General features: G+C 68.1%; 22 protein-coding genes. 6 read left to right on the top strand and 16 right to left on the bottom strand.

The features are described 5' to 3' along the window. Positions 1 to 43: 43 nt before the first annotated feature. From DPV79_RS19325 to DPV79_RS19315, 3 genes are all read left to right on the top strand, one after another. The gene (locus DPV79_RS19325; RefSeq protein WP_113046217.1) at positions 44 to 901 is read left to right on the top strand and encodes a peptidoglycan DD-metalloendopeptidase family protein; all 858 of its coding nucleotides are present in this window, start codon (positions 44 to 46) and stop codon (positions 899 to 901) included. 219 nt (positions 902 to 1,120) lie between these two features. Beyond that, entirely contained in the window at positions 1,121 to 2,020 is a 900-nt protein-coding gene (bla, locus tag DPV79_RS19320; RefSeq protein ID WP_113046216.1) for a class A beta-lactamase, read from the top strand. A gap of 107 nt (positions 2,021 to 2,127) precedes the next feature. Next, positions 2,128 to 3,000, top strand: coding sequence for a LysR substrate-binding domain-containing protein (locus tag DPV79_RS19315; protein WP_021161359.1), 873 nt, complete (start codon positions 2,128 to 2,130; stop codon positions 2,998 to 3,000). Positions 3,001 to 3,067: 67 nt separating this feature from the next. Here DPV79_RS19315 and DPV79_RS19310 read toward each other — a convergent pair whose 3' ends face one another. The 9 genes from DPV79_RS19310 to sapR all read right to left on the bottom strand — a co-directional run bounded on the left by DPV79_RS19310 (position 3,068) and on the right by sapR (position 11,009). Beyond that, the gene (locus DPV79_RS19310; RefSeq protein WP_048022501.1) at positions 3,068 to 3,403 is read right to left on the bottom strand and encodes a hypothetical protein; all 336 of its coding nucleotides are present in this window, start codon (positions 3,401 to 3,403) and stop codon (positions 3,068 to 3,070) included. A 328-nt stretch (positions 3,404 to 3,731) separates the two neighbouring features. Continuing rightward, entirely contained in the window at positions 3,732 to 3,986 is a 255-nt protein-coding gene (locus DPV79_RS19305; protein WP_021161357.1) for a GlsB/YeaQ/YmgE family stress response membrane protein, read from the bottom strand. 129 nt (positions 3,987 to 4,115) lie between these two features. Next, the gene (locus DPV79_RS19300) at positions 4,116 to 4,892 is read right to left on the bottom strand and encodes an ABC transporter ATP-binding protein (protein WP_113046215.1); all 777 of its coding nucleotides are present in this window, start codon (positions 4,890 to 4,892) and stop codon (positions 4,116 to 4,118) included. Beyond that, a complete protein-coding gene (locus DPV79_RS19295) occupies positions 4,889 to 5,803 on the bottom strand; it encodes an ABC transporter ATP-binding protein (protein WP_060158447.1) in 915 nt (304 codons plus the stop codon). The genes DPV79_RS19300 and DPV79_RS19295 overlap by 4 nt, the downstream gene beginning before the upstream one ends. A 1-nt stretch (position 5,804) precedes the next feature. Beyond that, on the bottom strand, positions 5,805 to 6,719 hold the full coding sequence (gene nikC / locus DPV79_RS19290; protein WP_060217312.1) for a nickel transporter permease: 915 nt from the start codon (positions 6,717 to 6,719) through the stop codon (positions 5,805 to 5,807). 67 nt (positions 6,720 to 6,786) lie between these two features. Further along, complete coding sequence (locus DPV79_RS19285) at positions 6,787 to 7,857, bottom strand: ABC transporter permease (protein ID WP_113046214.1); 1,071 nt, start codon at positions 7,855 to 7,857, stop codon at positions 6,787 to 6,789. A gap of 10 nt (positions 7,858 to 7,867) precedes the next feature. Next, positions 7,868 to 9,469, bottom strand: a complete 1,602-nt coding sequence (locus DPV79_RS19280) for an ABC transporter substrate-binding protein (protein WP_113046213.1) — start codon at positions 9,467 to 9,469, stop codon at positions 7,868 to 7,870. Positions 9,470 to 9,530: 61 nt separating this feature from the next. Continuing rightward, positions 9,531 to 10,094, bottom strand: a complete 564-nt coding sequence (gene ddpX, locus DPV79_RS19275) for a D-alanyl-D-alanine dipeptidase (protein WP_113046212.1) — start codon at positions 10,092 to 10,094, stop codon at positions 9,531 to 9,533. A 27-nt stretch (positions 10,095 to 10,121) separates the two neighbouring features. After that, positions 10,122 to 11,009 (bottom strand): sap1 transcriptional regulator SapR, encoded by an 888-nt coding sequence (gene sapR, locus DPV79_RS19270; RefSeq protein ID WP_048022495.1) that lies wholly within the window; start codon positions 11,007 to 11,009, stop codon positions 10,122 to 10,124. A gap of 540 nt (positions 11,010 to 11,549) precedes the next feature. Between sapR and DPV79_RS19265 the strand changes: the two genes are divergently transcribed. Beyond that, a complete protein-coding gene (locus DPV79_RS19265; RefSeq protein ID WP_059553582.1) occupies positions 11,550 to 12,806 on the top strand; it encodes an oxalate decarboxylase family bicupin in 1,257 nt (418 codons plus the stop codon). Positions 12,807 to 12,896: 90 nt separating this feature from the next. After that, positions 12,897 to 14,222 carry an Nramp family divalent metal transporter gene (locus DPV79_RS19260; RefSeq protein WP_059650387.1) on the top strand — a complete coding sequence of 442 codons (1,326 nt, stop codon included), beginning with the start codon at positions 12,897 to 12,899 and terminating at the stop codon, positions 14,220 to 14,222. A gap of 32 nt (positions 14,223 to 14,254) precedes the next feature. On the opposite strand, the gene DPV79_RS19255 is transcribed toward DPV79_RS19260, so the two are convergent. The 7 genes from DPV79_RS19255 to DPV79_RS19225 all read right to left on the bottom strand — a co-directional run bounded on the left by DPV79_RS19255 (position 14,255) and on the right by DPV79_RS19225 (position 21,965). Continuing rightward, a complete protein-coding gene (locus DPV79_RS19255; protein WP_113046211.1) occupies positions 14,255 to 15,508 on the bottom strand; it encodes a hypothetical protein in 1,254 nt (417 codons plus the stop codon). Positions 15,509 to 15,535: 27 nt separating this feature from the next. Then, positions 15,536 to 16,078, bottom strand: a complete 543-nt coding sequence (locus DPV79_RS19250) for a class I SAM-dependent methyltransferase (protein ID WP_021161346.1) — start codon at positions 16,076 to 16,078, stop codon at positions 15,536 to 15,538. Between the two features lie 178 nt (positions 16,079 to 16,256). Next, complete coding sequence (locus DPV79_RS19245; RefSeq protein WP_021161345.1) at positions 16,257 to 17,846, bottom strand: ABC transporter substrate-binding protein; 1,590 nt, start codon at positions 17,844 to 17,846, stop codon at positions 16,257 to 16,259. Positions 17,847 to 17,983: 137 nt separating this feature from the next. After that, positions 17,984 to 18,319, bottom strand: coding sequence for a sugar ABC transporter ATPase (locus DPV79_RS19240; protein WP_113046210.1), 336 nt, complete (start codon positions 18,317 to 18,319; stop codon positions 17,984 to 17,986). Positions 18,320 to 18,576: 257 nt separating this feature from the next. Beyond that, complete coding sequence (locus tag DPV79_RS19235; protein ID WP_021161343.1) at positions 18,577 to 18,906, bottom strand: hypothetical protein; 330 nt, start codon at positions 18,904 to 18,906, stop codon at positions 18,577 to 18,579. A 175-nt stretch (positions 18,907 to 19,081) separates the two neighbouring features. After that, a complete protein-coding gene (locus DPV79_RS19230; protein WP_059622710.1) occupies positions 19,082 to 20,641 on the bottom strand; it encodes a DHA2 family efflux MFS transporter permease subunit in 1,560 nt (519 codons plus the stop codon). Positions 20,642 to 21,062: 421 nt separating this feature from the next. After that, positions 21,063 to 21,965: a LysR family transcriptional regulator gene (locus DPV79_RS19225; protein WP_021161341.1), complete on the bottom strand. Its 903-nt coding sequence runs from the start codon at positions 21,963 to 21,965 to the stop codon at positions 21,063 to 21,065. 145 nt (positions 21,966 to 22,110) lie between these two features. Between DPV79_RS19225 and DPV79_RS19220 the strand changes: the two genes are divergently transcribed. Then, positions 22,111 to 24,141: an FUSC family protein gene (locus tag DPV79_RS19220; protein ID WP_113046209.1), complete on the top strand. Its 2,031-nt coding sequence runs from the start codon at positions 22,111 to 22,113 to the stop codon at positions 24,139 to 24,141. Positions 24,142 to 24,183 lie beyond the last annotated feature (42 nt).

The following is a 24,183-nucleotide window of genomic DNA, read 5'->3' as shown; positions in this document are numbered from 1 at the left end:
TTTGAGATGCTTGAAAGATTGTCAAACCGGAGTCGGATCGTCCATGAAATCGCGCGAGATTCACCGTCACGCGGCGTGGCTGCCGGGCCTGGCCGCCGTGCTCGTCATGGCCGGTTGTGCAAGCACGCAGTCCGTTCCGCCGAGCGACACGCTGGCGGCACAGTCATTACCGTCGAGCCCGCCGGCCGTTGCGCCGGCGGCCGTCACCCCGCCTCCCGCGCCGATTCTCGTTGCGCAGAAGTACGTCGTGAAGCGCGGCGACACGCTGACGGGCATCGCGTCCGCGAACGGCTGCAGCATTGCCGACCTGCGCACCTGGAACAAGCTGGGCGCGAACGGCAGGCTGCGCATGGGGCAGGTGCTGCGCATCGTCAGGCAGCAGCCGTTGCCGCCGCCGGGCGCAGCCGGCATGCAGGCCGCGTCGTCGGCTGCGAGCAATGGCGCGGGGAGCAGCCCGGCATCGGCGCAGGCCACCGCGTCGACCGCGAGCGACCGTCAGGTCGTCAAGGAAACGAAGCGGCATGCAGGCGGTGTCGCGCTCAAGTGGCCCGCCAACGGCAAGATCGTCGACGGGTTCCGGCCGGGGCAGAACCGCGGCATCCAGATCGCCGGCCGGCCGGGCGACCCGGTCCGCGCGGCCGCCGACGGCCGCGTGATGTACGCCGGCACCGGCCTGAACGATTACGGCAGCCTGATCATCGTCCAGCACAACGCGGATTTCCTGACCGCCTATGCGCACAACCGCAGGTTGCTCGTGAAGACAGGCGACATCGTGCGCCAGGGCGACGAGATCGCCGAGATGGGCGACCTCGACAACTCGCGTGTCGCGTTGCTGTTCGAAGTGCGGCGCGACGGCAAGCCGGTCAATCCGATGCCGTACCTGCCTTCGTCGCAAGGGTGAGGCAGGGTCGTTTCGCTGGAACGTGGCGGCGGTCGCTGCTACGCTAGGGCCTGTTCATGCGAATCCCGTGCTTCACGCGGGGCCGACGGCCATCTTCAGGGGATGCGCGGTGAATACCGTCGCGGGCCGGCCGCCGGCGCGAACGCGGGCGCTTCGTTGAAGCGCGCCCGCGTTGCTTCGTGCCACCGTTTCCGACAGAAGACAGAACACACCTCATCCATGGAACACTCTCCGACACGCCGCTCGCTGTTGCTTGCCGCCGTGGCCGCGCCGTTCGTCGCCGCGTGCACGTCCGCGCCGGTCGCCGACCAGGGGCGCGCCCACGCCGCCCAGGCCGAATTGACCGCGCTCGAGAAGGCGTCGAACGGCCGGCTCGGTGTCGCCGCGCTCGATACGTCGAACGGCGTGCGCATCGCTCACCATGCGCGCGAACGCTTCCCGCTGTGCGGCACGTATGCGGTCGTCGCGGCTGCCGCGATGCTCGCGCGCGGCTCGCTCGACGCGTCGCTGCTGCCGCGCCGAATTCTTTACCGCCGCTATGAAATCGTGTCGGGCTCGCCGGTCACGGAAAGCCACGTCGACACGGGCATGACGATCGAGCAGCTGTGCGTGGCGATGCTGCAGTCGGGCGACAAGGGGGCCGGCAACCTGCTGATGGGTGTGCTGGGCGGCCCGCAGGCCGTCACGTCGTTCGCGCGCGCGAGCGGCGACACGTCGTTCCGCCTCGATCACTGGGAACCCGAACTGAATCACGCGGCGCCCGGCGACGAGCGGGACACGTCGACACCGGTCGAAATGATCGACACGCTGCAGCGGCTGCTGCTCGGCAACACGCTGCCCGACCCGCAGCGCGCGCAGCTGACGGAATGGATGGTCGGCGGCGCGCGCGGCGCGACCGGCATCGCGGCCGGCGTGCCGCCCGACTGGCGCATCGCGGACAAGGCCGGCACGGGCGGTTACGGCACGACGACCGACGTCGCGGTGCTGTGGCCGCCGTCGCGTGCGCCGATCGTGATGGCCGTGTCGTTCACGCAGCCGCAAGCCGCGGCGGCGGCCCGCGCGGACGTCGTCGCGTCGGCGGCGCGCATCGTGGCGGGTGCGCTCACCGCGACGGCCTGAGCGCGTCGCTCCTCGCGCAAAACCGGCGTTTGGCTTATCGTGTCGGACAGCGCGCGCCGGAGCCGGCGCGCGGCCCTTCCGCGCCGTTTTTTGCGTTTGCCTTCTTCATGCGCCGACTTCCGCCCCTGCACGCACTGCAGATCTTCTCGACGGTGGCCCGCCACCGCAGCTTCACGCGCGCGGCCGAGCAGCTGTGCATCACGCAGGGCGCGGTGAGCCGGCAGATCCAGACGCTCGAGGCGCATTACGGCTTTCCGCTGTTCAAGCGGCATGCGAAGGGGCTCACGCTGACGGCGGAGGGCGAGCAGTTGCTGCCGGTCGTCAACGAGAGCTTCGCGCGGATCGAGGACATCTCGATGAAGCTCACGCGCCAGCGCACCGATCTCGCGCTGAAGGTGCCCACCTGCGTGATGCGCTGGATGCTGCCGCGCATCATGCGCTTCCAGGGCGAGCATCCCGATCTCCATGTGCAGATCACGACCGCGTGGCAGCACGTTGTCGATTTCTCGACCGAGCCGTTCGATGCGGCCGTCGTCTACGGCACGTCGCCGGGCCCCGGTGTGTTCGCACTGCCGCTGTTCGACGAGCGGCTGACACCCGTGTGCGCGCCCGAACTGCGGCAGGCGTCGCCGCTCGATGCGGTCGGCGATCTCGCGCGCCATACGCTGCTGCATCCGACGCGAGACCATCGCGACTGGCGTGCGTGGCTCGATCATGCGGGCGAGCGCAGTGTCGATCCCGCGCGCGGGCCGACGTTCGACACGCTCGATCTCGCGACGAACGCGGCGATGCAGGGCTTCGGCGTCGCGATCGGCGACGTGACGCTCGTCGACGACGACGTCAGCGCACACCGGCTCGAACGGCCGTTCGACATCGTGCTCGAAACCGGCGCGCGCTACTTCTTCGTGTATCCCGAGACCATCGGCAGCCAGCAGAAGATCCGCGCGTTCAGCGACTGGATCGCGCGCCATCGCGACTGAGCGGCGACGCGCGCACGTTCACCGAACCGGCGGGCGAACCCGCCGGGCGTCGCGCCGGCGAGCGGCTTTACTGGTATGTCACGACCGCGATCATCGGTGCGTGATTGTTGCCGGGACGGTTCGGTAAAACGATTGCGCGCGAGGCCTGAGTAAAGGTCGTGGTCTTGATCGCCTGCTGGCTCGCCGCGTCGACGAACGCGATCTGGCCGGTTGCCGGGCGCGGACAGTCGGCGCGTACGCGCCCGTTGGCGACATCGGCCGTATCGAGCGCGAACGAGCAGGGCGGCTCGACGATCATGCCGGAGAAGTGGATGATGCCGGACGCGCCGGCAGCGAAGGACGAGGAAGTGGCCAGAAGCGAGGCAGCCAGGGCGAACGAGGCGGCGATATGGCGATGCTTCATGACAGGCTCCAGAGAGGAAGCGCGTCGCAGCGGGGCCGCTCGGGTGGCAGTCCGTCAACGCCGCGATGCTGTATGCGTAAACGGCAGAACCATCGGACCTCTTGAATGAAAAAATCGAAATAATGGCTATGGGCAAACGATTGCGAATTGCTTGAACCAATGTAGGCCGAATCTGCGCAATCGCAAGTCAGGGAAAAGCCGGGGGAGATAAGATCGAACGGCGAACGGTCTCCGCGACCGTTGTGCGGGCAACGGCCTCGCGCCGCCCGGAAAGCAAAAACGCCGCTCGTCTCGAGCGGCGTTTTGCGTTGGGGCGCAGGTGCGCGGTTCAGTTCATGCGCTTGCGTACCGCGCCGACGATCACGAGCAGCACGATCGCGCCGACGATCGACGCGATCCAGCCCGCGCCCTGGCCCGGCGCATACCAGCCGGCCGCACGGCCGACGTAGCCGGCGACCAGCGAGCCGACGACGCCGAGCACGACGGTCATCAGGATTCCCATCTTGTCGTCGCCGGGCTTGAGCGCGCGGGCGAGGAGGCCGACGATGAGCCCGACGACCAGGGTTTCGATGAATTGCAGCATGAACGCCTCCCTATTGCTGTTGAGCTGTTGACGAAAGTAAATTGACCCGTGCAGTGCACAAGGGTTCCATGCGGCGGCAAGCCGGCGCGTGGCCCGCCGAGTATCGCATGGCGGCGCGACGTGCGGATGTCAGGCGGCCGGCGCGTCAGGCGCCGGCTCGAGACGGCGATAGCCTTCGGTCGCATTCAGCAGCGTGCGCGTGTATTCGCGCGCCACTTGTCCGGCCCGCACGTCCTCGATCCGCAACTGCTCGACGATCTCGCCCTGCTGCATCACGGCGACGCGCTGGCACAGGAAGCCGATCACCGCGAGGTTGTGGCTGACGAGGATCATCGTCAGGTTGCGTTCGCGATGCAGCCGGCGCAGCAGGTTCAGGATCTCGGCCTGCACCGACACGTCGAGCGCGGACGTCGGCTCGTCGAGCAGCAGCACGCGCGGCTCGACGATCAACGCACGCGCGATCGCGACGCGCTGCCGCTGGCCGCCCGACAACTGGTGCGGATAACGAAACCGGAACGTGGGGCCGAGCCCGACCTCGGACAGCGCGCGTGCGATGCGCGCATCGGTGTCGCGCATGCCGTGGATCGACAGCGGTTCGCGCAGCGTCTGGTCGACCGTGAAGCGGGGATGCAGCGACGCATACGGGTCCTGGAACACCATCTGCACGTGGCGGCGAAACGCACGGTCGGGCGTGCCGCCGACCGGCCGTCCGTCGATCAACAGGCTGCCGGACGCGAGCGGCACGAGGCCCGTCAGCGCGCGCAGCAGCGTCGACTTGCCGGAACCCGATTCGCCGACGAGCCCGAACACCTCGCCGTCGCGCACCGCGAAGCTCGCGTCGCGCACGGCGTCGACGTGACCCGTGCGGGTCGGGAAACGGATCGATGCGTGATCGACGTCGATCATCGTGCGGCCTCCTGTCGATCGGCGGGCGTGCCGGCATGCGGCGCGGGTTCGAGCCACGCCGGATCGCGCCGCAGCACGGGCAGTTCGTCCGGCGGATTCGCGAGCGGCGGGTTCGCCGCGAGCAGCCCGCGCGTATAGGGATGGGAAGCGTTGCGCAGGTCGCGCGCGGCGCAGGTTTCGACCACGCGGCCCGCGTACATCACCGCGACGCGATCGCAGAACGACATCACGAGCGGCAGGTCGTGGCTGATGAACATCAGGCCCGTGCCATGGCGCGCGATCATCGCGTCGAGCACCGCGAGCACCTGCATCGACACGGCGACGTCGAGCGCGGAGGTCGGTTCGTCGGCGATCAGCAGGCGCGGGCCGGTCGACACCATCATCGCGATCATCACGCGCTGGCCCATGCCGCCCGACAGCTCGTGCGGATACGCATCGGCCACGCGCGCCGGGTCGCGGATCTGCACAGCCTCGAGCGCATCGACGATCCGCTCGCGCAGCGCGCGGCCGCGCAGCCCGGGCTCGTGCAGCCGGAACGCTTCGCCCATCTGCTTCGCGACCGTCATCACCGGGTTCAGCGAATATTTCGGGTCCTGCAGGATCATGCCCATCTGGCTGCCGCACAGCCGCCGGCGTTCGCGCGGCGACATCGCGAGCAGGTCGTGGCCCGCGAAGCGCATCGTGCGCGCCGACCAGCGCGCGGCGTCGGGCAGCAGGCCGAGCAGCGCGCGGCCCGTCAGCGATTTGCCGGAGCCCGATTCGCCGACGATGCCGAGGCGTTCGCCGGGTGCGAGCGTCAGCGACAGGTCGCGCACGGCATCGGTGACGGTGCCGTCGTGCCCGCGAAAGCCGATCTTCAGCCCGTCGATCTCGCAGAGCGGCGCGGGTGCGGTAGCGGTATTCATCGGCATGTCACGCTCCATGGCGGGGATCGAAGACGTCGCGCAGCCCGTCGCCGAGCAGGTTGAACGCGAGGCTCACGAGCAGGATCGCGATGCCGGGCAGCGTCGCGACCCACCACGCGTCGAGCAGCACGTTGCGGCCCGACGCGACCATGAAGCCCCACTCGGGGCTCGGCGGCTGTGCGCCGAGGCCGAGGAAGCCGAGGCCCGCGACGGTCAGGATGATGCCGGCCATGTCGAGCGTCGCGCGCACGATCACCGACGACATGCACAGCGGCACGATGTAGCGCAGCAGGATGCGCGGGCCCGACGCGCCTTGCAGGCGGGCGGCGTGGATGAAGTCGGCCTGCGCGATGCGGATCGTCTCCGCGCGCGCGAGCCGCGCATACGCGGGCCATGCGGTGATCGAGATCGCGACGACCGCGTTGATCACGCCGGGCCCGAGCGCGGCCGCGAATGCGAGCGCGAGCACGATCTTCGGGAACGCGAGCGCGATGTCGGTGATGCGCATCAGCACGCTGTCGACGAAGCCGCCGCAATAGCCGGCCGTCGTGCCGATCGCGAGGCCGATCGGCACGACGATCACGACGACGAGCAGCGCAATGCCGAGCGTGAGGCGCGAACCGGCGATCAGCCGCGAAAGGATGTCGCGGCCGAGCTGGTCGGTGCCGAGCCAGTGCGACGGCGAGCCGGGCGGCAGCAGCCGGTCGGACAGCACCTGGCGCAGCGGGTCGTGCGGCATGATCAGCGGGCCGACGATCGCGACGATGATCAGCGCGACGAGGATCGCGAGCCCGAACAGGTTGAGCGGGTTGGCGGCGAAACGGCGCCAGCGGCGATACGCGAGGCCGAGTGCGGCCTGCGAGCGCGACGCGGGCGCGTCGGACAGCAGCCACGCGCGCAGCGTGAGACGCTCGGCGTTCATGGTTGGACGACCTTCGGCATGGGCGATGAAAGAAGCAGGGTGGAAGCGGTCATGTCGTGTCGGCGCCTCAGCGCGCGCGCGGATCGAACACGCGGTACAGCGCGTCGGTCAGCAGGTTGACGGTGATGAACATCGCGCCGATCACGAGCGTCGCGCCGAGCACCGCGTTCATGTCGGCGTTCAGCAGCGCGCCGGTCAGGTACGAGCCGAGCCCCGGCCACGCGAACACGATCTCGGTCAGCACCGAGCCTTCGAGCAGGTTGCTGTACGTGAGCGCGATCACGGTGAGCAGCGGCACCATGATGTTGCCGAACGCATGCCGCCAGATCACGCGCCGTTCCGACAAGCCCTTCGCGCGCGCGGTGACGATGTATTCCTGGCTCAGCTGGTCGAGCATGAACGAGCGCGTCATCCGGCTCAGGTACGCGACCGAGTAGTAGCCGAGGATCGCGGCCGGCAGCGCGATATGCGACACCGCGTTGCGGAACGCGTCCCACTCGCCCGCGAGCGCCGCGTCGATCAGCAGGCTGCCCGTGCGCGTGTCGACCATTCCGTCGTACACGGGATCGAGCCGGCCGGGCCCGCCGACCCAGTGCAGCCGCGCGTAGAACAGCAGTAGCCCCATCAGCCCGAGCCAGAACACCGGCACCGAATTGCCGATCAGCCCGACGAAGCGCGCGACGTGGTCGATCGGCCGGTTGTGCTTGACGGCGGCTGCGACGCCGAGCGGCACGCCGATCGCGATGCCGATCAGCGTCGCGATCGTCGCCAGTTCGAGCGTGGCCGGGAACACGCGCCTGATGTCGTCGAGCACCGGGTTCGCGGTCAGCAGCGACATGCCGAGATTGCCGTGCAGCACGTCGCGCGCATAGATCAGGAATTGCGTGACGAGCGGCTTGTCGAGGCCGAGCGCGATGCGTTCGGCCGCGTACGCCTCGGCCGACGCGCGATCGCCGAGGATCGCGAGCACGGGATCGATCGGCACCTTGCGGCCGATCACGAACGTCAGCGCGAGCAGCCCCGCGAACGTGACGGCGAGCGTGAGCGCCCAGCGCAGCACACGCAGGGCCCAGCGCACGGCCGGGCGCCGTGCGGGCAGCGTGCGCAGTGCTTCGAGGGAGGAGGCGGGAGTCGACATGCGGCGAATCTCATTGCTTCTTCAGGTTGCGGTACGACACGAGATCGTTGATCGGCCCGACGTCGAGCCCGCTCACGCCGGGCCGCGTCGCGACCTGAGCGACTTTCTCGAACATGATCACGAACGGCGAACGCGCGAGCATCTCCTTCTGCATCGCCTGATACCGTTGCGCGCGTTTCGCGGTGGTCGGTTCGGCGAGCGCGGCGTCGGTTTCCTTCGTCAGTTGCGGGATGTCCCAGCTGTTGCGCCAGGCCAGCATTTTATAGCTCGACTTGTCGGAATTGTCGGGGTTCCATGCAAAACCCTGCGCGTTGCTGTGCGGATCGATGTAGTCGGCCGACCATTCGCCGATGTAGATGTCATGCTGGCGCGCGCGGTATTTCGCGAGCGTCTGCTTGTTGTCGCCGGGGATCAGCTGCACCTTGATGCCCGCCTGCGCGAAGTTCGCCTGCACGGCCTGCGCGATTTCGGTGTACGGATAATCGTTGCGCACGTCCATCGTCACCGGGAACCCGTTCGGCACGCCGGCCTTCGCGAGCAGCGCCTTCGCCTTCGCGACGTCGAGCCTGTACGGGTTCGCGTTCAGCGTGCCGAGGAAGCCTTCGGGCAGGAACGTCTGGTGGACCTTGTAGGTCGTCTTCACCACGTTGCCCTGGATGCCCGCATAGTCGACGAGCCACTTCAGCGCTTCCTGCACGTCGGGTTTCGCGAGCGTCGCATTCTTCGTGTTCAGGCCGAGGTACAGCAGCGTCGCCTGCGGCGATGCCGACACCTTCGCCTTGCCGGATTTCACGACGGACGCCAGATCGTCGGGGCTCAGGTCGCGTGCCGCATCGACATCGCCGTTCTCCAGCAGCAGGCGCTGGCTCGCCGCTTCGGGCACGTGGCGCAGCACGATGCGCTTCATCGCGAGCGGCAGCCGGTAGCCGTCGAAGCGCTGCAGCACGACGCTGTCGCCGGCGGTCCACTTGACCAGCTTGTACGCGCCGGAGCCGGCCTCGTTGGTCTTCAGCCACGCGTTGCCGAAGTCGCTGCCCTGCTGGTGCGACAGCAGCAGTTTCCTGTCGAGCACCGAGGCGGGCCAGGAGCCCAGCACGTTCAGGACGAAGGTCGGCGCGTACTTCTGGTCGGTCGTGACCGACACCGTCAGGTCGTCGAGCTTCTTCACGTTGGCGACGACGTTCGCCTTCGTGAGCCCGATGCCGGTCAGCACGGCCGCAGGCCCCTTGTCGAGCAGCACCGCGCGCTGGATCGACCACGCGACGTCGTCGGCCGTCAGCGGGTTGCCCGAGTGGAACTTGAGGCCGGGGCGCAGCTTGAACGTGTAGGTCAGCCCGTCGGTGCTCACCGTCCACGACTGCGCGACGTCGCCGTTGAATTTCGACGGGTCGCGCAGGTCGACGCGCACGAGCCGGTCGTATGTGTTCGCGACGTATTCCTCCGGCACCAGCTCGTAGACCTCGCCCGGGTCCAGCGTCGTGAATTCGTCGAGCAGCGTGGCCATCACGAACATGTCCTTCGGCGTCTCCGCATGCGCGGCGGAAAGCGGGACGGCGGCGAGAACGGATGCGGCGGCCAGCGCCGCGACGAGCCGGGATGTCAGGGGTTTCATCTGCGCTCCTTGTGTCGTTGAAGTCGTTGAACGTGAACGGTGGGGGGCATGCGCCGGGCCATCACATCAGGCGCCACGGGCCGCTTGCCGCATTGTCGATCTGGGGCAGCGCATGCGAGCCGGGCAGTTCGTAGTGCCACCATTCGCTGTCGATGTGCGCGAAGCCGGCCGCGTGCATCACGCCGAGCAGCAGCAGGCGGTTGCGCTGCACGGCTTCGGGCAGCCCCGCGTGGAAGTGGCCGGATGCGGCGACCATCTCGTCGAAGCCGGTGCCCATGTCGAGCGGCTCGCCATCCGCGCCGACGAGCGTCAGGTCGAGCGCGATGCCGCGGCTGTGATTCGAGCCGCGGCCGAGATCGGCGACGAAGTTCGGGTCGGGCAGGAAATCCCACAGCACCTGCTGCGCCTGCGGCGGCCGGTACGCATCGTAGATGCGCAGCGTGAAGCCGGCCTGCGCGGCGACGTTCACCGCGCGGCGCAACGCGGCCTCGGCCGGCGCCAGCAGCAGGCAGTGCGCGCGGCGGTAGATCGGCTTGCCGGTCAGGTTGCGGTCGGTCGCGTAGACGAGGTCGATGTCGACGCGATGGATGGCGGGCGTGATTTCGACGAGGCGGTGGTCGTTCATCGGCGGTTCGGGTTCGGTCGGGCTCGCTCAGGATTCGAATTGGTCGAACGTGTGCTGCAGTTCGCGGTTGCGCGCGACGCGCCGGTCGATCGCGGGGCCGAGGCGGTCGACCACGGCCGTGATCAGCAGGTTGAACAGGCAGGTGAGCGGTGCGAGCGAATCCCAGAACTGGCCGACGTCGGTCTTCACCTGCAGCAGGTCGGCCGGCCAGTCGCGCGCCCACGGGCACGAGAGATCGGTGACCAGCGCGAACGGCTGCCCGCGCTCGGCGGCCGCCTGGCAATAGCGGCGCGCGCTGCGCGAATACGCGCGGGTGTCGGTGACGATGCAGTACGGCCGCTCGAATTCGGAGTTCAGCGAATCGACGTACGAGCCCGACTGGCCGTCGGAATAGAACACGCGCGGGCGCAGATACTCGAGGTAGCTGCTGAACGCATTGCTGATCCCGCGCGTCGACTGGATGCCGAGGATGAATACCGCGTCCGCATGCGCGATCCGGTCGGCCACCTGCGCGAACACCGGGCCTTCGGCGAGGCGGTACACGTGGCGGATCGCATCGAGCTCGCGCTCGAGCGAGGATGCGAGCGGGCTGTTGGCGGCATTGGCATTGCCGTTGCGGTGGGCCGGTTGCGTACCCGCGACGCGGCGGTATTCGTCGAGCCGGTCGGTGATCATCCACGGGCGATCGCCTCCGCCGCGCAGCTCGCGTTTCAGGTCGTCGAGATTGCGGTAGCCGACGCTGCGCAGGAAGCGCCCGACCGAGATGCCGCTCGTTCCGGCCTGCCGGGCGATCTGGTCGGCCGTTTCGAGCCCGAGCCGGTCGAGGTTCGCGAGCATGTAGCTCGCGATGCGCTTCGCGGTCGGCGTGAGCTCGGCATAGCGGGATTCGACGGTACGGGCGAACGCGCAGGTCATCGGCTGTTAGATCGTTGTCGTCTGATGATCGAATGTCATCCATCTAACGAAGCCAAAATCATTCGCGCCAGCGGATAAAAACTATGGTGTGAGGATAGGTGATAGGGTCGGAAGTGCGTTCGACGGTGGGGCGGTCCGCGCCGGAATGGGAATGGTTTTATCTCTGTCAGGCATATTTTGCGTTTATTCCTGACAGAGATAATTTGCGTTTATGTCTGTCAGGCATGTTGATCGAATCGAACCGCGATCGTCCGCTACGTGCCTCCCTCTCGTCTTGCCGTCAGTCGCACTTCACGACCGGGCTCATCGGACCTGACCGATTTGCCGCCCTCGATCGTCGCCCGCCATCCCGCTGCACCGCAATAATTACAAAATTAAAGTCGATCAGCTTTAATCATTAATTCAGGTTAATAATTCATTTAATTTATTCGTCGAATTGTATTTAACTTGCGTGACGGGATGTTCGATTTTCGATAATCCGAAAAACGGCATGTGTTCCGTAATGGGAATTCACTTGATCGCAAGAATGAAGGAGAAGTCATGACGAATCTTTCTCGACGCAGGATGCTGGCGAATACGGCCGGCGCCATTGCCGCCGCCGGTATTGCGGTATCGGCGAAGGCCGCCTCGTTCGGCAATCCGGACAGTCCGCCGGAAGGCGCGGTCAATGCGCGCAACCGCCAGAGCCTGACCGATCCGGGGCCCAAAAATCCGGCTATTGCCAACCAGTTTCCGTCCTTTCAGGATCCGCCGGCCACCGATATCAACGGCATGCCGTTATTCTGGGCCTCGTTCAATAATGCGCATAAAAGAATTCAAAATGGCGGATGGGCGCGTGAAGTTACCCAGGACGATTTTGCGATTTCCGAAACCATTTCCGGCGTCAACATGCGCCTGACGCGCGGCGGCATTCGCGAGATGCACTGGCACCAGCAGGCCGAGTGGGCCATCATGCTCGACGGCCGGTGCCGGATCACGGTGCTCGACGAACTCGGGCGGCCATCGGTGCAGGACGTGAAAACCGGCGATCTCTGGTATTTCCCGCCCGGCCTGCCGCATTCGCTGCAGGGCCTCGGCACCGACGGCGCCGAATTCCTGCTCGCGTTCGATAACGGCCGCGCGTCCGAATTCAACACGCTGCTGCTGACCGACTGGGTCGCGCACACGCCGCCCGACGTGCTCGCACTCAACTTCGGCGTGCCGGCCGACGCATTCCGGAACATCCCGCTCGACAACCTGTGGATCTTCCAGGGCGACGAACCGGGCCCGCTCGCGGAAGCCCAGCGCGCGTCGGCGTCGGCGGCAGGGGCGCCGCCGCATCCGTTCATCTTCCCGCTCGGCGACATGAAACCGGTCAGGAAGACCCGCGGCGGCGAAGTGCGCATCGCGGACAGCACGAACTTCAACGTGTCGACGACCGTCGCGGCGGCGCTCGTCACCGTGCATCCGGGCGGCATGCGGGAGCTCCACTGGCACCCGAACGCCGATGAATGGCAGTACTACCTGCAGGGCGAGGCACGGATGACCGTGTTCGACACGGGGCCGAAGGCGCAGACGGCCGACTTCCGCGCGGGCGACGTCGGCTACGTGAAGAAAAGCCTCGGGCACTACGTGCAGAACACCGGCAATACCGATCTGGTGTTCCTCGAGATCTTCAAGACCGACCGCTATGCGGAAGTGTCGCTGTCCGACTGGCTCGCGCATACGCCGCCGAAGCTCGTCGAAGCGCACCTGAACGTCGCGCCGGACGTGATCGCGCAGTTTCCGCGCAACCGTCCCGACGTCGTGCCGCTGTAACGCCGCCGCGGGCGCCGCGGCCGGCAGCCGACATGCCGGCCGTGGCGCCCAACCTTCAGGAATCCTTCCTCATTCGAACGGAACACCACCATGATTCCCGTCACGAACAAACCTGCCGGCGGCTTCGCGCTACCGGGCCTGCGTACCGGGCACAACGACCACACCGGCCACACCGACGGCGCGGCGCGTGCCGCGCTGGAAGGGCGCCGCACGGGCGTCGCCGCACTGCTGCCGTTCGTCGGCCCGGCCGTGATCGCGTCGATCGGCTATATGGACCCCGGCAACTTCGCGACCAACATCCAGGCCGGTGCCGCGTTCGGCTACCGGCTGCTGTGGGTCGTGCTGGCCGCGAACGCGATCGCGATGCTGTTCCAGGCGATGTCGGCGAAGCTCGGCATCGTGACCGGCCGCAATCTCGCGGAGCTGTGCCGCGACCGGTTTCCCGCGCCGGTCGTATGGGGCATGTGGGTCGCGTCCGAGATTGCCGCGATGGCGACTGATCTCGCCGAATTCCTCGGCGGCGCGCTCGCATTCGGGCTGTTGTGCCACCTGTCGCTGTTCGCGGGGATGATCGCGACGGCGCTCGCGACCTGCGCGATCCTCGCGCTCGAAAAGCGCGGCTTCCGGCCGCTGGAAGCCGCGATCGCGGCGCTGGTCGGCGTGATCGGCGCTTGCTATCTCGGCGAACTGCTGATCGCGCCGCAGGACTGGCATGCGGCCGCGTTCCACCTGGTCGTCCCGCAGATTCCGGATCGCGCGGCGCTGACGATCGCGGTCGGGATCATTGGCGCGACGATCATGCCGCACACGCTGTATCTGCATTCGGGGCTCACGCAGGATCGCACCGCGCCGCGCGACGATACGGAGCGGCGGCGGCTCGTGCGCTTCTCGAATCGCGAGGTGGTCGTCGCGCTCGGGCTGGCCGGGTTCGTGAATCTCGCGATGGTGATGATGGCGTCGTCGGCGTTTCACGCGAGCGCGCCGGGCATGACCGACATCGGCGATGCGTATCACACGCTGATCCCGGTGCTCGGGCCGGCGGCCGGCGCGCTGTTTCTCGTCGCGCTGCTGACCTCGGGCGTGTCGAGTTCGGTGGTCGGCACGATGGCCGGGCAGGTCGTGATGCAGGGTTTCATCCACCGCCGCGTGCCGGTCTGGGTGCGGCGCGCGGTGACGGTCGTGCCCGCGTTCGCGGTGGTCGCGCTCGGCTGCGATGTCACGCGCGCGATGGTCGCGAGCCAGGTGGTGCTGAGTTTCGTGCTGCCGATGCCGATGATCGCGCTGCTGATGCTGTCGGCGCGGGCGGACGTGATGGGCGCTTACGCGATGCGGATGCCGCTGCGGATCGTCGCCGGCGCGGCGACGGTCGTGATCGTCGGGTTGAATGCATACCTGGTGTGGGCGGCATTCCATTGACCGGCGGCGGGCCGCCGCCTACTGTCCGCTGCCTATTGCTGCATGTCCGGCGCCTCGCGCAGCCGCCAGATCGCATTGCACTGCTGGCCGCCGAGGCTCGTCGAGCGCAGCGTGATGACGGTGCCGGGCGCGATCCGGTACGTGAAATGCGCCGTCAGCTCGGTGCCTTTCCGCTGCGGCTGCCCGTCGACCAGCACTTCGCACAGCAGCGGCGACGGCGACCCGGACGGGTGCGTGACGTAGACGTTCAGCCGCGCGATGTCGCGTGTCGCGGTGAACACGACCTCGTGGTTTCCGCTGCCGATCAGCATCGTGCCGCCGGGTTCGTCGATCACCTGCAGGTAGGCGCCCGCGCTTGTCTCGATCGTTGCGGCCGCAACGGTCAGCCCGGCCGAGCGCACGTAGTCGGTCGCCGCGATGCGCGCGGCGACCGCGTCGGACTGTGCCCGCGTGCCGTCCGACAGCGCGAACGGCACGCCGTCGCGCAGCGCGGCGTCGACGTGGTTCGCGTAGTAGCGCCAGCGGTCGAGGAAGCGGATGTCGCCGGTCATGTGCAGCGCGCGGATCGGCTCGCCGTGATACCGGAGCGTCGTCGTGCCGGTGCCTGCATCGAACGCTTCGTGAATGCCGTACTTGCTGACGAAGTTCTGGACCGGATCGAGCAGCGCCGTTTCGCCCTGGGCGCTCCACAGGTGCAGGAACGTCGTATCGATCCCGAAGCACTCCTGGAAATCGGTGCCGATGCGGGCGGTGCAGTCACGCAGGTGGCCGGCGTAGCGTGCCCACGCGTCGGCGGTCCCGGCGACGAGCCCGGCCTGCAACGCGCTGCCGTGGCGGGCGGAGACTTCGTCGACGACGAGGCGCCAGTGATGGTCGCGCCGCTCGCCGATCAGCGGCGTGACGACGAACGTGCAGAACAGCGGGTCGGGGCACGCGTGGAGCCGGTCGTCGCCGATCTGCGAGAACAGGTCGAACGGCGGCGCGCAGAACCAGATGTCGGCGTCGTACAGCGCGAGCTTGCGGATCTGCGGGTTGCGTGCGCAATACTCGGCGGCCTCGATGAAGCGGCCGACCGGCAGCGCATACGCGCTCGACGCGTCGATCACGTCGACCGACTGGCTCGCGAGGATCTGCCGCTTGCGTTCGGACAGTCCGTAGCCGATCACCGCGATCCGCCCGTCGTAGCCGGTGTGCCGCAGCGACAGCAGGAACGGCACGAGCATCTCGTACCACGCGCGGTTGTTGTCGTTGATCGCCACGCAGACCGCGTGTTCGCTCGATTGCATGTTCGCCCCCCGTTGCGCGCGCCCGGCTCAGTAGCCGACGTGGCGCTCGCAGACGACCGCGCCGCAACCGCGGCTGTCGTGATACGTAATATGAAACTGCTTGTTGTCCCACAGCCACTGGAACACCGCCTGGTACACGCCGGCCACGGTCATGTCGTGCAGCACGATCTTCTTGCGCGCCAGCGGGCCGAAACGGTTCAGTTCGGCGAGCGTCTGCTCGTACGTATGCGTGGTGTCGATGAACAGCAGGTCGGCGGCGAGCGGCTCCATCGCGAGATCGTCGGCGATCCGGAATTCGAAGTCGATCGACAGGTCTTTCGCCGCCTGCTCCAGTTCGGGCCGGATCTGGAAATACTCGTCGGAGATGTCGACCGACACGAGGCGCTTCGGCTGCGCGAGCAGGAAGGCCGTCGTGGTCAGCCCGGTGAACACGCCGAGCTCCAGGATGGTGTCGCATCCGGCGGCCGTTTGCGTATAGAAGTCGAAGCGGGAAGGGCTGTCGCCGAGCCAGCCGATCGGCTCGATCTTGTACTGAAGGAACTCCATTCGCAGTTGTTGTAGCGTGCGCATCCTGTTTTCCTTGGCGAAGCGGATTAGCGGATTCGGTGGTCCCCATCGTCGCCGGTCGCGGCCGGCGTCCGTGGCGTCGCGCATTGTAGATCGCCCGCGCCGCACGGCATAGCACCGCCGCCGCGGCCCGCGGCGATTACCCGCGCGCCGGCAGGGCCGGGCGCGCGGGCGGGCGCCATTATTTCGCGAGCGTGCGGTATGACACGAGGTCGTTGATCGGCCCGATTTCCGGCCCGGTCACGCCGGGGCGCGTCGCGACCTGCACGACCTTCTCGAACATGATGATGAACGGCGAGTTCGCGAGCACGGCCTTCTGCAGCGCTTCGTAACGCTGCGCGCGTTTCGCGGGCGACGGCTCGACGAGCGCGGCCTCGGTGTCCTTCGTCAGTTGCGGAATGTCCCAGCTGTTGCGCCACGCGAGCATCTTCGTCGGCGACTGGTCGGAGTTGTCCGGATTCCACGCGAAGCCGCGCGCGTTGCTGTTCGGGTCCATGTAGTCGGGCGACCATTCGCCGACGAAGATGTCGTGCTGGCGCGCGCGATACTTGCCGATCGCCTGCTTCGCATCGCCCGGAATCAGCTTCACGCGGATGCCGCCCAGCGCGAAGTTCGCCTGCAGCGCCTGCGCGATCTCGAGGTACGGGTAGTCGTTCGGCATGTCCATCGTCACGTCGAAGCCGTTCGGCAGGCCGGCCTTGGCGAGCAGCGCCTTCGCCTTCGCGACGTCCTGCTTGTACGGGCGGGCGTTCGACGCGCCGAGGAAGCCTTCGGGCAGGAAGGTTTCATGCACCTTGTACGTCGTGCTGACGATGTTGCGCTGGATGCCGTCATAGTCGACCAGCCATTTCATCGCCTGCTGCACCTCGGGTTTCGCGAGGTTCGGGTTCTTCGTGTTCAGGCTCAGGTACAGCAGCGCGGACACCGGCCACGACGCGACCTTGATCTTGCCGGCTTTCGTCAGCGCGGCGAGGCTGTCGGGGCTCAGGTTGCGCGCGGCGTCGGCGTCGCCGTTCTCCAGCAGCAACCGTTGCGCGGACGCTTCGGGCACGTGGCGCAGCACGACGCGCTTCATCGGGTACGGCGTGCGGTATTTCTCGAAACGCTGCAGCACGATGTTTTCGTTGGGCGTCCACTTGACGAGCTGGTACGGGCCCGAGCCCGCGTCGTTGGTCCGGAGCCAGCCGCTGCCGAAATCGTTGCCCTGCTGGTGCGACAGCAGCAGCTTCTTGTCGAAGACCGATGCCGGGCATGCGCTCAGCACGTTGAGCACGAAGCTCGGTGCGTACTTGCGGTCGGTTTCGAGCACGACGGTCTGCGGGTCGACCACGCGCACCTTCTGCGCCACGTTCGCTTTCGTGAGGCCGAGGTCGGCGAGCACGCCGGCCGGCCCCTTGTCGAGCAGGATGGTGCGCTGCAGCGACCACGCGACGTCGTCGGCGGTGACCGGGTTGCCGGAATGGAACGTGAGGCCGGGGCGCAGCTTGAACGTGTAGGTCACGCCGTCGGCGCCGACCGTCCACGATTGCGCGATCTGCCCGTCGAAGCGCGTCGGGTCCTTCAGGTCGACGCGCACGAGCCGTTCGTAGGTATTCGCGACGTACTCCGACGGCACCAGTTCGTAAATCCCGCTCGGGTCGAGGGTCGTGAATTCGCCGAGCTGCGTGGCGACGACGAAGATGCCGGGCGGCGTGGCCGCCTGTGCCGGCAGCGCCGGGACAAGCGCGACGAGCGCGGCGCTGACGAACAGCCGGGACAGCAGGTGCTTCATGCGGGCTCCGTTGAAAGGGAATCGTGGGTGCGATTCTCTCATCGACGGCCACCCGGATGAAAATATTCGGCGTGCGCGCCGGCGGGCCGGCGCGCAGGAGCGAGCCGGGCGGGCGCCCGGCATCGGCGGGGTTCGGATCAGATCAGGCAGCGTGCGAGCGCGAAGCGCATCGTTTCCTCGGGCGGCTCGCTGCCCGAGCCGCGCACGACCTTGACGACCGAACCGCTGCCCGACGGCGTCAGCGTGACGAAGTACGAGTTCGAGCCGACGGCGATATCGGTCACGCTGTTGTGCTGCGATTGCTCGGTGCCCGGCAGGCGGCTGTCGAGGCAGTTGGCGATCGCGTAGGCCGGACGTTGCGACGACACGTACATCATCGGCGCCGCGCCGGACGAGGCGGCCGAGTCGGACGACGGCGCGGAACCGCAGGCGGCGAGCAGGGCGGCGGGAAGGAGCAGCAGGAATCGTTTCATGGTGGGTCGTCGTGGGTCTCGTATCGAGGCTGGGGCGCGGGGTAGGCGAAACGCGAAGCTTCGCGACGAAACCGCCCGGAATCGGGCCATGTTTGACGGACGACGATGCGGCAGGCGGCTGACGACGGAGTATACCCGCAGCATTTGAAGCCGTTGGCGCGTTGAAACGATTCGATACACAACAAGCACCCGCTGCCGCGCGGCGGCAGCGGGCGTTTCAGGTGGTGGCGAATGGGCACCTGCCGGTATTGTCGATCTTATTGGCCGATCTGGTGGCTGACCGCATTTTCCTGCTGGTTCAGCACGTGCTGTTCGCTCTTCGTGATGTGGCTGCGGTCCTGCGCAGCCATGTCCCGCTCTTCCCGGCGGATCTTGCGGTCGTCACGGTGCAGGCGCGCGGCCTGTGCGTGCGACATCTCGCCTTCCTTCACTTCGTGATGGATCCGGCGATTCTGGTTTGCGAGGCGCTGGTTGACCTCTTCGCGGCGCGGATGCGCCTGTTGCCACGGCGTGTCGGCGAACGCGGTGCCGGTCAGTACCGACATCAGGGTGGCGGCAATCGCGAGATGGCGCGTCAAGGCTCGCATGGTGTTTTCTCCTGTCGTTGCGCGCCCGGATCGTGAGCGCTTGTCCAGAAAACGCGGCGCGGGCACCGGCTGTTGACGTTTCCGCCTGTATCGATTGCAAGTCTTTATTACGCCGGCGGGTGACGACGCGAGGCCCGGCGTGCGCGACGCGGGGCCCGGCTGGCGCGCATGCGGATCAATGCGCGCCGGCCGCTGCCGCGTCGGCATCGCCGCCGCCCGAGCGCGACGGTTTCGTGATCCAGATCAGCGGAATGATCGCGACGAAGATGATCGCCGATACATAGAAGATGTCGTTCAGCCCCATCACGGCCGCTTGCGAATCGACCGACGTGTTGAAGAGCGCGAGCGCCGAATCGGGGCTCAGGTGCAGCAGCGAGCGCGTCGTGTCGACGTGTTGCGCGAAGGTCGGGTTGTCGATGCTCGCCTGTTCGGTGAGCCGCGCGTGGTGCAGGATCGTGCGGTCGTTCCAGGCGTTGCTGATCAGCGACGTGCCGACCGCGCCGCAGAATGTGCGGCCGAAATTCGACAGGCCGGCGGCGGCCGGGATCTTTTCCGGCGGCAGCCCGGACAGGATGATCGACGTCAGCGGCACGAAGAACATCGCCATCGGGATGCCTTGCAGCAGCGTCGGCAGCACGAGGTCCCAGCGCGACACGTCGGTGTAGAAGGTCGTGCGCATCATGAACACGACCGCGAAGCCGACGAACGCGAGTGTCGCGATGTAGCGCGGGTCGGTGCGCGGCAGCAGGCGCCCCATGACCGGCGTGAGCAGGATCGCGAACACCCCGAGCGGCGCGGTGGCGAGCCCCGAATCGACCGCGCGGTAGCCGAGATAGCCCTGCATCCATTGCGGCAGCAGCACGAGCGTGCCGAAGAACATCCCGTACGCGACCGAGATCGCGATCGTGCCGCCCGCGAAATTGCGCTGCGTGAAGAGCCGCAGGTCGACGATCGGGTTGGCCTCGTGCAGCTCCCACACGAGGAAGAACGCGAAGCCGATCAGCGCGACGATGCCGAGCGCGACGACGACGGGCGAGTTGAACCAGTCGAGATCCTTGCCCTTGTCGAGCATGATCTGCAGCGACGCGACCCACAGCACGAGCAGCAGCAGGCCGACCGTATCGATCGGCAGGCGGCGCGTGGCCGACTCGCGATCGCGGAACACGAACCACGTGACGGCGGCCGCGAAGAAGCCGACCGGAATGTTGATGTAGAAGATCCACGACCAGTTGTAGTCGTACGTGATCCAGCCGCCGAGCGATGGCCCCGCGATCGGGCCGACGAGCGCCGTCATCGACCACAGCGCCAGCGCGCTCGACGATTTCTGCCGCGGCCACGCGCCGAGCAGCAGCGCCTGCGACAGCGGCGCGAGCGGCCCGGCGACCGCGCCCTGCAGGATCCGCGCGGCGAGCAGTGTCGGCAGGTTCGGCGCGATCCCGCACAGCCACGACGCGAACACGAACAGCAGGATCGACGTGACGAACAGGCGTACCTGGCCGAAGCGCTGCGTGAGCCAGCCCGTCAACGGAATCGACACCGCGTTCGCGGCCGCAAAGATCGTGATGACCCACGTGCCTTCGTCGACCGACACGCCGAGGTCGCCCGAGATGGTCGGAATGGCGACGTTCGCGATCGACGAGTCGAGCACGTTCATGAACATCGCGAGCGATACCGCGATCGTGCCGATCGCGAGCTTGCCGCCCGACAGCGGGGCGGGAGATGACGGAGTGGACATGGGTTTCCTGCGTAAGAAGCGTAAGGGGCGTAAGGTGCTTGACGGCTGCGGCCCGTCGCGGCGTGCACGCGCCACCGCGCACGCACGCGTGCGAACGCGACGCAGGCGCGGCGCGGCTGCTGAACGGAAAGCGCACGGCGCGCGACGCGGCCCGGTAGCCGGGGCCGACGCGTGCGATGTGCGGCTCGATCGGATGCACGAAGCCGTGGCGGGCTTCGGAAGGCGGGATGCTGCCGGTCAGGAAGGCGGGACGCGCGTGACGCGTCTGCGGGCAGCGGTCAGGCGGCTGGCGTCGCCGGTGGAGTCGTTGTGCATCGCGACAGGCTAACGATGCGGCGTGCCGCCATCAACACGGGCCGGCTCATTAATCGATTTCGCGCCGCGCAATAATCGGCGTGCGAACCGGGCCGAGCGGTACCGGTTACGGTGCGGTTCGCCATGCGGTGAACAGTTCCGCGAGGAAATCGACGAACGCGCGCACCTTGCTGTCGAGCGTCGCGCGCCGCGGGTACAGCACGTGCAGCTCGACGTCGTCGGCCCGGTGCCAGTCGGGCAGCACGATTTCGAGTTCGTTCCGTTCGAGCCGGCGGGCCGTGTAGTGCGTCGAGGCCAGCGCGATGCCACCGCCGCTCGCGGCCTGGCGCAGCACCGTCACCGATTCGTTGGTGATCAGCACCGGCCGCACCGGCACGTCGGCGACTTCGCCGGCCGCATTGGTGAGCCGCAGCGTCTGGCCGGGCGCGTCGCGGCCGACGAGCAGCAGGTCGTGCTGCGCGAGGTCCTGCGGCGTGGCGGGCCGGCCGACGCGGTCGAGATAGGCGGGGCTCGCCGCGAGCTTCGCCTGCGACCAGCCGAGCGAGCGTGCGATGTAGCTGGAGTCGGTCAGCACGCCCGCCCGCAGCGCGACGTCGAAGCCGTGCTCGACGAGATCGAGCGGGTTGTTGTCGTAGATCAGCACGAGCTGGACGAGCGGGTAGCGCCGGCGAAACTCGGCGAGCGCAGGCTCCAGTTCGAACAGGCCGATCGAGTAGGGCACCAGCACGCGCAGCGTGCCCTCCGGCGCCATGCGCAGCGCGCGGGCCTGGCGGTCCGCGTCGAGCAGGATGTCCTCGGCGCGCAGGCAGCGCTCGTAGTAGTCGCGTCCGGCCTCGGTGACGGACACGCGGCGCGTGGTCCGGTACAGCAGCTGGACGCCGAGATCGTCCTCGAGCTGCTTGACCTTGCGGCTCACGCGGCTGAGCGGCATGTCGAGTTGCGTGGCGGCGGCGGTGAAGTTGCCGCGCTCGACCACGCGCAGGAATATGCGGATGCTTTCGAAGTTCATACGGGGTGCTTCCGTGTTCGACCTGCGCGCATCTTACCTTCGCCGGCCGGATCGCTCCGTGCGGCGGCGATTATCCTGCCCGGTGCAATAACGCATCCCGTCCACGCGTCTTAGTGGCGGCGGCGCGCGCCCGTATGCTCGCCGCATGAAATTCGCCTTGCCAGATCTGCCGCCGCTTGCGGCCTTCCGCACCGTGCTGCGCGACGCACGGCCCACGCTGCCGCCCGGTGCGGTCGCCTTCGCGTTGCGCAACACGGCCGCGTCGCTGCTCGCGCTCTACATTGCCTTCCGGATGAATCTCGACGACCCGAAATGGGCCGCATCGACGGTGTGGATCGTCGCGCAGGGCAGCCGCGGGATGGGCTTGTCGAAGAGCCAGTACCGGATTCTCGGCACCGCGATCGGCGCGGCCGTCGCGCTCGTGCTGACCGGTGCATTCGCGCAGACCCCCGAGCTGTTCCTGCCGGCGCTCGCTGCCTGGATCGGCCTGTGCGCGGGCGTCGCGACGTTCCAGCGGAATTTCCGCGCCTACGCGGCGGTGCTCGCCGGCTACACGGCCGCGATCGTCGCGATGGATGCGGTATCCGCGCCGCTGCACGCGTTCGACATCGCGGTCGCGCGGTTCCTTTACGTGGTGGTCGGTATCCTGTGCGGCGCGCTGTTCGATACGGTCTTCGCACCGGGCACGCCGCTGGACGATGTCCGTACGCGCCTCAAGCGCTATCTCGACCGCGCGGCGGCGGTCGGCGCGGGTGCGCTGCGCCGCGAGCCGAACGTCGCGGCCGTGCACCGGCTGTTCGCGGATGCGCTCGAACTCGACACGGCGGCCGAATATGCGGCCACCGGCGCGCCGCCGGTGCGCAACGCGATCGGCCATCTGCGCACGGCGGTGCTGGGCGTGCTGTCCGCGCAGGCCGCGGGGCAGGCGCTGCACGATCACGCGGCGCGCAGCGGCGGCACGCCGGACCCGCTGGTCGCCGATGCCGCGCAGGTGCTCGACGGCGTGGCGGCGTCGGGCGAAGCGGGCGCCGCGCTCACCGCATTGCGGGCGCGCGTGGACGACGCGGTGCGCGCCGAGGCCGCGGAGCCGTCCGGCCCGGACCCGTCGCGCCTGCTCACGCTCGACCGGCTGGCGGCGCTGCTTGCCGGGTTCGACGCCGCCTTTGCGGGCAACGCGCAGCTGGACCTGCCGAATCCGCCGGCGTCGCGGGTGCGCTATGCGTTCCACCACGATCCGGTGCTCGCGTGGCACAACGGGATGCGCGCGTTCATCGCGGTGCTGATCGCAGCGGTGTTCTGGATCGTGACGGCGTGGCCGTCGGGCGCCGGGTTCGTCGCGATCACGGGGGTGGTCTGCGCGCTGTTCTCGACGCGCCCGAACTCGGTGGGCGCCACCGTCGGCTTCCTGAAAGGCGCCGCCTGCGCGGCGGTCGCGGGTGCCCTTTGCAACTTCGTGCTGCTGCCGGCGGTGTCGGGCTTCGAGATGCTCGCGTACATCCTCGGCGTGTTCACGATCGGCGCGGGCATCGCGATGCGCCATCCGCGTGCGGCCGGCATCGGCAGCGGCTTCTCGATCTTCTTCTGGAATTTCACGTCGCCGGACAATACGGCGCGCATCGGCGACGCCGCCTTTCTCAATTCGGCGCTCGCCACGCTGCTCGGCATCGCGTTCGGCGCGATGGTGTTCGCGCTCGTGTTCCCCGGCGATCCCGGCGCGAGCCGGCGGCGCCTGCATAGCGCGGTGCGCGGCGACCTCGCCCGCATCGCACGCAATCCGCGGGCATGGCCGGCGAGCGCGTGGCTGAGCCGCACGGCCGACCGTCTCGGGCGCGAGCTCGGCTTCGCGGGGCGTCTGCCGGCCACCCTCATCGAGCGCGACCTGCGCGACTTGCTCGCGGCCTGGACGATCGGCGACAGTCTGTTGGCGCTGGCCGAACTGGCGGCGCGCGAGCCGGCGGCGCGCCGTGCGGTCGCGTTGGTGCGGGGGCGGGTCGGGCGCGCGGATTTCGCCGGGCTCGAGCGGGCTTGCGGCGCGGCGGCCCGCGTGCTGCTGCGGCGCGTGACCGAGGTCGACAGCGACGACGGGCGCGCGCTGCTGCGCGGTGTCGTGCTGCTGCGGACGATCGCGGAGACGGCGGCCGCGCATGACCGCTTCTTGCGCGGCCGCCGGGATTGAGGGGCTGAGGGGCTGAGGGACTGAGAGGAGGAGGGCGGAGGG

The organism is Burkholderia reimsis (assembly GCF_003294055.1).
GTDB lineage: Bacteria > Pseudomonadota > Gammaproteobacteria > Burkholderiales > Burkholderiaceae > Burkholderia > Burkholderia cepacia.
The sequence above is the reverse complement of the archived record's forward strand: the minus strand, read 5'-3'. Positions and strand labels throughout refer to the sequence as shown.